This window comes from Alsobacter sp. P4_H11 (genome assembly GCF_056400925.1).
The window spans coordinates 103,947-115,376 of sequence record NZ_JBFUKI010000009.1 but is presented as its reverse complement, the minus strand read 5'-3'; the positions used below and the strand labels follow the sequence as shown (position 1 = coordinate 115,376).

The window sequence follows — 11,430 nt, the reverse complement described above, 5'->3', positions numbered from 1 at the left end:
GGCGCCCAAGGAGGTGTCGGCGGCGGCGCCGCCGTTACGGAGGCGTTGCTCGAACGATCTATGGCGCTTGCGCAGTTGCAGTGTTGGCTGGGTTCCCGTGACCGCAACCTGAGATGATGATCTTTTGACATGCTCGTAGTTCGATATGAAACGGAAGTATAGGTCAGTCCTATCTAGCTAAATCGACTGCCCATGAAATGATGTCTGAACAAAAAAAGAGCACATGGGAGGAAATTATGTCTCTGCCGAATGCGCAGATCGCGAAGTCACCAATTCATTCAGTTAGCCCTGCCTTTGAACAAGACACCCCGTGGACCGCCGTAACCGCGTCCACTCCGACGATCATCGATGCGGGCAGCGTTGTGGGAGCCCGTAAGGCCGAACGGGCGACTGCCGATCCTCAGGACGACGGGATCGAGATCGCCGTCCTGCACGCACCCAAGCTGCTGCGTTCGGCTCTTGCGATCGGCGACGGGCTGAACGCCGCGGCCCGCGTCGGCATCGTGACTCAGCCCGATGCCGGCGACACCCTCAAGGGCGGCGGCGGGAACGACCATCTGACGGGCGGATCGGGCGCGGATCGTCTCGACGGTGGCGCAGGCGACGACGTTCTCCGCGGCGAGGCCGGCAATGACGTCCTGATCGGCGGAAAAGGGAACGACAGTCTCGACGGCGGCAGCGACGACGATCGGATCGTCGCTGGCCAAGGGATTGACACTGTCGACGGCGGCGCGGGAGTCGACCGGCTCGACCTCCACCAGTCCACGTCCGCCTTGCGCATAGACCTGAACGTCGCCCTGCAGGCCGGCGGAATGATCGTTAGGAACATCGAAGATGTCGGCGGCACGCGCTATGCCGACACGATCGTCGGATCGGACGCTGCCAACCGGATTCTTGGCTGGGACGGCGACGATGTCATTTTCGGAAATGGAGGAAATGATCGCCTGGGCGGCGGCCTCGGCGACGACCTGCTGGACGGCGGAACCGGTAACGATGTGCTCGACGCCGGCGGCGGACGCGACACGCTGCTGGGCGGCGACGGCAACGATTCCCTATACGGCGACCTTCTGGGCGATGTTTATGACGGCGGCGCTGGCGTCGACACGCTATCCAATCGGTCGGGGACCGGCGTTAGCGTCGATTTGCGGGTCGAACTACAGGTTAACGGAACGCGGATCGTCGGCATCGAGAACGTCACAGGCGGTAACGGAGCCGACACCCTCGTGGGCTCCACCGGGAACAACTGGCTGAAGGGCGGCGGCGGCGACGATCTTCTGGAAGGTGGCCGGGGGAACGACACGCTGTCGGGCGGCGCGGGCTCCGATATCTTCAACTTCAAGGACCGGTTCGGGCGGGACGTGATCACGGACTTCGCCGCCAAGGGCGAGGCGCACGACATTCTGCAGTTCGACCGCTCGCAGATCGCCGACTGGGACACGTTCCTGTCCTGCTCGCGGCAGGTTGGATCCGCGGTGGTGATCACGATGCCGAGCGGGGACAAGATCACGCTCCAGAACACCAAGCTCACCGAGCTGACGCCCGACGACGTAAAGTTTCAGGGCGGACGTGGCCAGTTCATCCAGCGTGAGAAGCTGGCCGATGGCTCCTATGTGGGCACGTTCACGCTAAAGTCGGGCTATCTCGGCGCGAACGCCTCCTCGGTCGCGACGATCCGCGACGCCGACGGCAGGATCATCGGCACGTGCAGGCTCGGCGGCTCCATCACGGTCCCGCAGGGCGATCATTACGAGATCTCGGTTGCGACCGGCTCGACCGTGCAAACCGAACCGCTCGCCGTCGGCATTTCGGTTCTGGCCATCGGCCAATCCAATATGGTCGGCTGGCTGTGGCAGCCTAGCGCCAGGACCATGGCGGACGGGACTTATCTGCTCAATACGGGCGCCCCGCACCTGGGGGCGACGGCGTTCACGGCGTACCTCAGGGAAAGAATTGGTGACATTCCGATCGGGTACACCAACGCTGCGGTGGGGGGGACCGCACTGGCCGATAGGAATAACGGCCAGGATTACTGGGACAGCTTCAAGAAAAACGGCTTGTACGACAAAGCGATCAGAACCCTGCAAGGCACCGCCGGAGGCCGTGCCGAGATCGTTCTCTGGAACCAGGGCGAGGCGGACAGTACCTCCAATCGCACCTATTCCGAGTACAAAGCTGGATTGGATCTCCTGATGTCCCGACTGGGGAAGGATGTCGGATCTTTTCAAACCCTCATCATGGGCACTCCGCCGAACAACGGCGTGGCCGGTCCCGGGAAAGATGGATACGAATCCGGTCTCGCAATCGAGCAGGCCAAGAAGGACTGGGTCGCCGAGCATGGTGACGCCGCAGCATTCATGGCGACGCCCGGGTATCTCGGCCTCCGGGACGGACTCCACTTCAACGGCGCCGGATACGCTTGGATCGCCTATGGGGCCGCCCTCGAGATGGGCGCTATGCTCCTGGGCGTCGCGGCGTCGTCCCTCACGGACGAACGCAAGGTAGGAACGGACACCGCGGACCTGAGCGTGGCGGAGGCAGGCCACCGGAGTCTCTTTTTCGGTGGACTGGGCGACGATACGATCACCGGCGGCGCCCTCGAAGACGTCCTGATTGGCGGAGCAGGGGACGATGCAATCCAGGGCCAGGGCGGCAACGACGCGCTGGAGGGGGAAGCCGGTCGGGATACGTTGTGGGGCGGCGACGGCGATGACGATCTCTGGGGCGGGGGCGGCGAAGACCTCCTGATGGGCGGCGCTGGCAACGACGTGCTCGATGGGGGGAATAGCGGCGACACCATGGTTGGCGGCGCTGGTGACGATCTCTTTCTGGTCAACAGTATCAACGACGTCGTCGTCGAAGGTCTGAATGAGGGCATCGACCGCGTGCTAACCGGCGGGAGCTACACGCTGACGGCAAACGTCGAAAACCTGACACTCGCTGGATCCGCCGGCGTCTCCGGGACCGGCAACGCCCTCAACAACGTCCTGGCCGGCAATGTGGGCGACAACAGCCTCGACGGCCGGGCCGGCGACGACACGCTCAGCGGCGGCAGCGGCGCCGACACGCTCACCGGCGGCGCGGGCGACGACGTGCTCATTGGCGGCCGGGACGACGACGTGTTCACGTTCGACGCTGGATTCGGACGCGACACGATCCTTGACTTTGATCAGATCGGAAACGATCACTTGCAGATCGCCACGACGGCCTTCGCCGACTGGAACGCGGTCTGGGCCGCGACCCGGCAGGTGGGCGTCGACCTCGTGATCACCCGTTCGGCCACCGACGTGATCACGCTCCGGAACGTGGCGCTGTCGAGCTTCACGGCCGACGACGTCGTGTTCGTGTAGCGGCCGCATCCGGACCCACCCGGCGCGCGCCGTAGCATCGGGTGGGTTCGGTTTTGTTTAAGTCATTTCTGGACGCGCATGGATCCGCAAGCACCGCCGCAACCTGATGGGGGCCTTCAGGCCCTCACGGGCATCGCGGCCTATTTCCGCATTCCGGCCGACCCCGCTCATCTGGCGCGGGAGCTGGCGCTGGGCGACCGGCTCGCCGGGGCCAACGACATCGTGCGCGCGGCCGCCATGGTGGGGCTGAAAGCCCGCGTGGTGCGCGACGCCTCGGCGAAGCGGCTCGCCGCAGTGCCGACGCCGGCGCTGGCCCGCACGCTGGAGGGCGGCTATCTGGTGCTGGGCGGGCTGACGCCGGATGGGCTCTGCCGCACCGTGGACCCGGTCACGCGCGTCGACCAGCAGCGCCCGGTGGACGAGGTGGCGGCTACGCTGGCGCCCGAGATCATCCTGGTGCAGCGGCGCATGGGCGGGCCGGGGCTGGACCCGCAAGGCTTCAGCATCGCGTGGTTCGCGCCCTCCATCTGGCGCTACCGCCGGGCGCTCGCCCATGTGGTGCTAGCCTCGCTGGTGATCCAGCTCTTCGCCCTGGTGACGCCGCTCTTCTTCCAGGTGGTGATCGACAAGGTGCTGGTGCACCGCAGCGCCTCGACGCTCTACGTGCTGGTCGCCGGCCTCATCCTGATCAATATCTTCGACACGGCGCTGCAGTTCCTGCGCACCTATGCGCTCACCCACACCACCAACCGCATCGACGTGGAGTTGGGCCAGCGGCTCTTCGCGCATTTGCTGCGCCTGCCGATCAGCTATTTCGAGACCCGCCCCACCGGCCAGACGGTGGCGCGCATGCGCGAGCTAGAGACGATCCGCTCCTTTCTCACCGGGCAGGCGCTGTCGTCGGCGCTGGATTTCGTGTTCGCGATCATCTTCATCGCGGTGCTGTTTCTGTATTCGGCGAAGCTCGCCCTGATCGTGATCGCCACCATCCCGCTCTATGTGCTGGTGGCCGCGCTGGTCGGCCCGGGGCTGAGGGAGCGCATCAAGGATAAGTTCAACCGCGGCGCGCTGAGCCAGCAGATGCTGGTGGAGACCGTGGTGGGCGCCCAGACCGTGAAGGCCGCCGCCGTGGAGCCGGCCATGCGGGCCGAGTGGGAGGAGAAGCTCGCCGCCTATGTGCGCACCGGCTTTTCGGCCAGCCTGATGGCGGCGGGCGGGCAGGGCGCGATCCAGTTCGTCAGCAAGCTCTCCACCGCGCTGCTGCTTCTGTTCGGCGCGGATGCGGTGATGAGCGGCGAACTCTCGGTGGGGGCGCTGGTCGCGTTCAACATGATCTCCGGGCAGGTGGCCCAGCCGGTGCTGCGGCTCTCGCAGCTCTGGCAGGATTTCCAGCAGGTGCGCATCTCGGTGGTGCGCCTCGGTGACATCCTGAACGCCCCGCCCGAGCCCGGCAGCCGCGCCATGGCGGCGCTGCCGCCGCCGCGCGGCGCCATCGAGTTCCGCCGCGTTACCTTCCGCTACGCGCCGGGCGCGCCCGACGTCCTGAAGGACATCTCGCTCGCCATCCGGCCCGGCGAGGTGGTGGGCATCGTCGGGCCGTCCGGGTCCGGCAAGAGTTCGCTGGCCAAGCTGCTGCAGCGCTTCTACGGCCCTACTGAGGGCCAGGTCCTGCTGGACGGGGTCGATCTCGCCCAGGTAGACACCGCATGGCTGCGCCGCCACACCGGCGTGGTGCTGCAGGAAAACCTCCTGTTCAACCGCACCCTGCACGAGAACATCGCCTTCGCGGACCCGGCCATGTCGCGCGCCAAGGTCATGCACGTCGCCCGCCTCGCCGGCGCGGACGAGTTCATCGCCCGCCTGCCGGCCGGCTACGACACGCCCATCGAGGAGCGCGGCGCCAACCTGTCGGGCGGCCAGCGCCAGCGCATCGCCATCGCGCGGGCGCTCGCCACCGATCCGCGCATCCTGATCTTCGACGAGGCCACCAGCGCGCTGGATTACGAGAGCGAGCGCATCATCCAGGGCAACATGCGCCACATCGCCAAGGGCCGCACCGTGATCGTGATCGCGCATCGCCTCTCCACCGTGCGCCACGCCAACCGCATCGTCGGCATGCAGGACGGCCGCATCGTCGAGACCGGGACGCATGGCGAGCTCCTGGCCCGGCCCGGCGGGCTCTACGCCCGGCTCTGGGCCATGCAGTTCGACGGAGCAGGCGCATGAACGCCGTGTCGCCGCCGCCCGCGCCCGAGGACGCCGCCCCGGCCCCGCGTCCGCAGCCGCCGGCGTTCTCCCGCCCACCCATGAGCCGGGAAGATTCCGAGTTCCTGCCCGCCGCCCTCGAGGTGCTGGAGCAGCCGGCCTCGCCGATCGCGATGGCGTTTCTGCTCACCATCTGCGCCTTCGCGTTCGTGGCGCTCGCCTGGTCGTGGCTCGGCTGGACCGACATCGTCGCGGTGGCGCATGGCAAGGTGCAGCCCACCGGCCGCGTCAAGGTGGTGCAGCCGCTCGAAACCGGAAAGGTCCGCGCCATCCCGGCCGTGAACGGCGCGACCGTGCAGGCCGGCGACGTGCTGGTGGAGCTCGATCCCGACGACGCCGTCGCGGAAGCGCGCGCCGCCGAAGCCTCCTTCGTGTCCTGGAGCGCCGAGGCGCTGCGGCGCACTGACGTGATCGCGCGCGCCTCGGCCGAGCCCGTTCAGGACGCCCCGATGGCGTGGCCGTCCGCCATCCCGGCCTCCATCCGCGCCCGCGAGGACGCGGTGCGCCGCGCCGACCTGCGCAACATCGTCGGGCAGTTGTCCGCCCTCGACGCGCAGGCGCAGCAGAAGCGCGCCGAGCGCCAACGCATGGTGGACACCATCGCGGCCGAGGAGGCGCTGATCGCCACCCTGCAGGAGCGCGTCGACATGCGCTCCAGCCTGCTCGGGACCAATTCGGGCACCCGCTCCACCGTGATCGACGCGCTGGAATCGCTGAACTACCAGCGCACCGTGCTGGCCGGTCAGCGCGGCCAATTGGCCGAGGCCGAGCGCGCCCTCGAGGCGATCGCGGCCGAACGCGAGAAAACCCTGCGCGCGTTTCTGGCGGACAACGCCACCCGCAGCGCCGAGGCGCAGCGCCAGGCCGACGAGGCCGAGCAGCGCGCCGCGCGCGCCCGCCTCAAGGTGGAGCGCATGACGCTGCGCAGCCCCACGGCCGGCGCCGTGCAGGCCTCCAGCATCACGTCGCTCGGGCAGGTGCTGGTGGTCGGCCAGGAGGTCATGCGCGTGGTTCCGCGCGACGCCGCGCTGGAGATCGAGGTTTACCTGGAAAACAAGGACATCGGCTTCGTGGAGGTCGGCCAGGAGGCCTCCATCAAGGTCGAGGCGTTCCCGTTCACGCGCTACGGCGTGTTGGAGGCCCGCGTGGTGCGGGTTGCCAAGGACGCCATCCCGGAGCCGGACGCCCGCCAGATCGAGGGCGACCCCAGCCGGGCCACCGACAGCCGCTCCTCGACTGGCGCCGAGCGCGTCCGCAGCCTGGTGTTCCCGGTAGTGCTCACCACCAAGGACGCCTACGTGATGGCGGACGGCCGCGCCGTGCCGCTGTCACCCGGCATGGCGGTGTCGGCCGAGATCAAGACCGGCCAGCGCCGCATCCTGGAATATCTGCTCGCCCCGCTGGTGGCGACCACCTCCGAGGCGATGCGGGAACGGTGAACAGGTATCCGCGGGTGCTACGCCTTCAGCCCGAGCGGGAACTCCCTAAGATACGGTCGTGCGGTGTCGCGCCGCCAGCCTGCCCATCGCCCCGAAGAACCACATAGATCGCCGGGATCACCAGCACGGTGAGCAGCGTCGAGGACGCCAGGCCAAACAGCAGCGAGATCGCGAGGCCCTGAAAGATTGGGTCGGTCAGGATTACGGCTGCGCCGATCATGGCCGCGAGGGCAGTCAGCAGGATGGGCTTGAAGCGGATGGCGCCGGCTTCCAGTACGATGTCATGCAGGCTGCGGCCGGTGCGATCCGCGTGGCGGATGAAGTCCACCAGTAGGATCGAGTTGCGGACGATGATGCCGGCCAGCGCGATGAAGCCGATCATCGAGGTGGCCGTGAAGGCGGCGTTGAAGATCCAGTGGCCCAGCATGATGCCGATGAAGGTGAGCGGGATCGGCGTCAGGATCACCAGCGGCAGCCGGAATGAGCCGAACTGGGCCACCACCAGGATGTAGATCCCGAGTAGCGCAACCATGAAGGCGCCGCCCATGTCGCGGAACGTCACCCAGGTGACCTCCCACTCGCCGTCCCACAGCAGCGTCGGCTTGCTCTCGTCGAGCGGCTGCCCGTGGAGGGCGATCTCGGGCCGGGGCAGGGCGCCCCAGTCGATCTTCGCCAGCGCGTTGTTGACGGCCAGCATGCCGTAGACCGGGGCCTCGAAGGCGCCGGCGAGCTCGGCCGTCACCATCTCGGCGGCGCGACCGTTGTGGCGAAAGATCGGGAACGAGGCGGTTTCCCGCCGCAGGCTCACCACGTCGCCGAGTTCGACGACGGTGCGGTTGCCGGGTAACAGGTTGGCCGGAACTGGGGTCGACAGCGCTCGCTCGTCCAGCACGCGATGCTGCTTGGAGAGCTCCAGCCTGATCGGAATGGGCTGGCGCCCACCGCCGCGATGCGAGTAGCCCACGGTGGTTCCGCCATGCAGGGCGCGCAGCGTGTCGTAGACGTCGCGCTGCTCGACGCCGTGGAACTCCAGATTGTCCTGGTCGATGGCGACGCGGATGCGTGGAGCCGGATCGCCGTAGCTGTCGTCCACATCCACGATGAAAGGCACGCTCGTGAAGGCGGCGCGCACCCTGGCGGCGACGGCGCGGCGGGTTTCGGGGTCGGGACCGTAGATCTCGGCCAGCAGCGTCGCCAGCACGGGCGGGCCGGGCGGCGGCTCCACGACCTTGATGGACGTGTCGGCCGGAACAGCCAGATCGGAGAGGCGGCGGCGCAGCTCCAGCGCGATGGCGTGGCTGGTGCGCTGGCGCGCCTCCTTGGGCGTAAGGTTGACCTGCACGTCGCCCAGCTCCGGTGAGGCGCGCAGCGCGTAGTGGCGCACGAGGCCGTTGAAGTTGAACGGCGCGGCCGTGCCCGCATAGGTCTGGAACGCGGTGATCTCCGGCACGGCGGAGAGGCGCCGGGCGATCTCCTGCAGGGTCCGGTTGGTGTCCTCCACCGAGGAGCCCTCAGGCAGGTCGACGACGACCTGCAGCTCCGGCTTGTTGTCGAAGGGCAGCAGCTTGACGGTGACGTGCTTCGTGGCGAACAGCGCCAGCGAGCCGACCGTGGCGAGGCCGACGAGGGCCAGGAATACCCACGCGCGGGCCTTCGAGGCGAGCAGGGGCCTGGCGACGCGCAGATAGGCCCGTCCGAGCGCGCCGATCTCGCCGTGCCCTCCGGCTTCGGCGCCGGACGCATGCGCGCCGCCGCTCGCGAAAGCCTTGCTGGCGACCTTGAGCATCAGCCAGGGCGTGAGAATCACGGCGACGAAGAACGAGAACACCATCGCGGCCGACGCGTTGGCCGGGATGGGGCTCATATAGGGGCCCATCATGCCCGACACGAAGAGCATGGGCAGCAGCGCCGCCACGACCGTGAGGGTCGCCACGATGGTGGGATTGCCGACCTCCGCGACCGCGTCCACGGCCGCCTGCGCCGGCGCTCGGCCGTCCCGCATGGCCCAGTGCCGCGAGATGTTCTCGATCACCACGATCGCGTCGTCGACCAGGATGCCGATGGAGAAGATGAGTGCGAACAGGCTGACGCGGTTCAGCGTGTAACCCATGATCCGAGCCGCAAAGAGCGTCAGCAGGATCGTGGTCGGGATCACGACCGCCACCACGACGGCTTCGCGCCAGCCGATCGAGACCGCGATCAGCAGCACGATCGAGATCGTCGCCAGCCCCAGGTGGAACAGGAGCTCGTTGGCCTTCTCGTTGGCGGTTTCGCCATAGTTGCGCGTGACGGCCGCGTCGAGATCGGCCGGGATCAGGCTGCCCTTGAGGTTGGCGACGCTCTCCACGATCCGCTCGGAAATCACCACCGCATTGGCGCCCGCCCGCTTGGCGATCGCGATCGACACGGCCGGGGTCTGCACGAAGCCGGATGCGGCCTTGCTGTCGCGGACGAGGCTGGACGTGCGGGTTTCGGCCGGCTCGGTGGCGAGCGTGATCGTCGCCACGTCGCGGACGTAGACGGGCCGGCCATCGCGCGTCGTGACCAGCAAATTGCCGATCTCGTCGAAGCTCTGCAGGGTTTGCCCAGCGACGAGCGACAGCTGGCGGCCGGCGTCGCGCACCTGGCCGGCCTGGAACGACCGGTTTGCGCCCTCCAGCTTGGCGGCGAGCTGCTGCAGGGTGACGCCGGCGCGGGCCAGGGCCTCCGGGTTCGGCTCGACCCTGATTTCCTCCGGCTGCTCACCCACGATGTAGGTGAGCCCGACGTCCTCCAGCTTGGCCAGGGATGCGCGCAACTCGCGGGCGACGCGTGATAGCCCGTTGGCGTCCCAGCGGTCGGCCGCTTCAGGCTTGGGCGTCAGGGTGAGCACAACGATGGCGACGTCGTCGACGCCACGGCCGATGATCTGCGGCTCGGGGATACCCACCGGAATGCGGTCGATGTTGGCGCGCACCTTCTCGTGCACGCGCAGCACGGCGGCGTCGGAGCTGGTGCCGACCAGGAAGCGGGCCGTCACCATGACGGCGTCGTCCTGGGTCTGCGAGTAGACGTGCTCGACGCCGTTGATGCTCTTGACGATGGTTTCCAGCGGTTCGGTCACCAGCTTGGCGGCGTCCTCGGCCTTGAGGCCGTCCGCCCGCACCATGATGTCGACCATGGGGACGGAGATTTGCGGCTCCTCCTCGCGCGGCAGGGTGACGAGCGCCACGAGCCCGAGCGCGAAGGACGCGAGCAGGACAAGCGGCGTCAGCGGCGAGCGGATGAAGAACCGCGTCAGCCCGCCGGCGACGCCGAGACGATGCGGGGCGGGAGGGGGCGTGCTCATGGCGTCAGGACCTTGTCGCCGGCCCGCAAGCCGGAGAGGATTTCGACGCGGCCGTCGGCCGCAGGCCCGATGATCACCGGCACATCGAGAACGCCGGCGCTCTCGACCATTCGAACATAGTCGACCCCCGCCCGCGTCTGTACGGAGGCGGCCGGGACCATGATCGCCTGCCGTTCGGCGACTGCGATCCACACCGCGACGCGCTCGCCGACGAAGTAGTCGCCCAGGCCCTCGACTTCCGCGTCCGCGATGACGCGCCCGCCGTCGAGCTCGGGATAGACTTTCACGATCCGGCCCTGACGCTTCTCGCCGCCGTTGTCGGCCGCGCCCGGCCCGCGCGCGCCGACGCTCACCGCGTCGCCCGCCTTAATGCGCGCCGCGTGGCGCTCAGGAAGGGCGAGGCGAAGGTAATATCCGCCCGATGCGATGCGGGCGACCGTCTCGCCGGGCATCACCACCGCCCCGGTCACGGCCGGAACGGTGAGCACGCGGCCATCATTGGGGGCAAGAACCTGCCCCTCGGTGGTCTGCTGCGCAATGACGGCGCGATCGGCCTTGGCGGCCTCGATCTGGTTGACCAGCACGCTGGTGGCGGTGCGCAACTGGTCGAGCCGGCTCTGCGTCTCGACGCCCCGCGCGATCAACGCCTGGGAGCGCTCCAGATCCGCGCGGGCGTTGGCCAACTGGGCCTCCAGCGCCTTAATGCGCGCGTAGATGGCCTGCGCCTGCAGGGCAAGCTTCTCGTCGCCCACCGTGGCGATGACCTGACCGGCCTTCACCGCGCTGCCTTCCTCGACGGTGCGCGAGATCAGCACGCCGCCGATGCGGGCCCGCGCCGGCACCGTGTCGCGGCTCTGCACCTGGCCGAACACGGCCTTCATGTCCGGAACGGTCGCGCGCTGGACGACGAACTCGCCCGCGTTTGCGGCGGCGGCCGTCAGCAGGGCGAGCGAAAGCGCTACGGGGGCGAGGGCCATCCGCATGGGGCGTCTCCTGTGGTGGTCCCGCGGACCGCCGCGTTGGGCTAGATCAGCGCGCCGCCAGAGCGGCT

5 protein-coding genes are annotated in these 11,430 nt (G+C 68.3%); 3 read left to right on the top strand and 2 right to left on the bottom strand.

All coding sequences use genetic code 11. The annotated features are described in order from the left end of the window. The first annotated feature begins 236 nt into the window (after nucleotides 1-236). The 3 genes from AC1DSZ_RS17050 (at nucleotide 237) to AC1DSZ_RS17040 (ending at nucleotide 7,051) form a co-directional block, all read left to right on the top strand. Nucleotides 237-3,347 (top strand): sialate O-acetylesterase, encoded by a 3,111-nt coding sequence (locus tag AC1DSZ_RS17050; RefSeq protein ID WP_476839543.1) that lies wholly within the window; start codon nucleotides 237-239, stop codon nucleotides 3,345-3,347. Nucleotides 3,348-3,425: 78 nt separating this feature from the next. Beyond that, nucleotides 3,426-5,573 carry a type I secretion system permease/ATPase gene (locus AC1DSZ_RS17045; RefSeq protein WP_476839542.1) on the top strand — a complete coding sequence of 716 codons (2,148 nt, stop codon included), beginning with the start codon at nucleotides 3,426-3,428 and terminating at the stop codon, nucleotides 5,571-5,573. Beyond that, entirely contained in the window at nucleotides 5,570-7,051 is a 1,482-nt protein-coding gene (locus AC1DSZ_RS17040; RefSeq protein ID WP_476839541.1) for an HlyD family type I secretion periplasmic adaptor subunit, read from the top strand. Before AC1DSZ_RS17045 ends, AC1DSZ_RS17040 begins: the two co-directional genes overlap by 4 nt. Nucleotides 7,052-7,076: 25 nt before the next feature. On the opposite strand, the gene AC1DSZ_RS17035 is transcribed toward AC1DSZ_RS17040, so the two are convergent. Together AC1DSZ_RS17035 and AC1DSZ_RS17030 are read right to left on the bottom strand one after the other, a co-directional pair. After that, entirely contained in the window at nucleotides 7,077-10,379 is a 3,303-nt protein-coding gene (locus AC1DSZ_RS17035; protein ID WP_476839540.1) for an efflux RND transporter permease subunit, read from the bottom strand. Then, entirely contained in the window at nucleotides 10,376-11,362 is a 987-nt protein-coding gene (locus AC1DSZ_RS17030) for an efflux RND transporter periplasmic adaptor subunit (RefSeq protein WP_476839539.1), read from the bottom strand. Before AC1DSZ_RS17030 ends, AC1DSZ_RS17035 begins: the two co-directional genes overlap by 4 nt. Nucleotides 11,363-11,430 lie beyond the last annotated feature (68 nt).

Coding starts and splice junctions, on each gene's coding strand:
- AC1DSZ_RS17050 (WP_476839543.1), top strand. CDS start 237: ATGTCTCTGCCGAATGCGCAGATCGCGAAGTCACCAATTCATTCAGTT.
- AC1DSZ_RS17045 (WP_476839542.1), top strand. CDS start 3,426: ATGGATCCGCAAGCACCGCCGCAACCTGATGGGGGCCTTCAGGCCCTC.
- AC1DSZ_RS17040 (WP_476839541.1), top strand. CDS start 5,570: ATGAACGCCGTGTCGCCGCCGCCCGCGCCCGAGGACGCCGCCCCGGCC.
- AC1DSZ_RS17035 (WP_476839540.1), bottom strand. CDS start 10,379: ATGAGCACGCCCCCTCCCGCCCCGCATCGTCTCGGCGTCGCCGGCGGG.
- AC1DSZ_RS17030 (WP_476839539.1), bottom strand. CDS start 11,362: ATGCGGATGGCCCTCGCCCCCGTAGCGCTTTCGCTCGCCCTGCTGACG.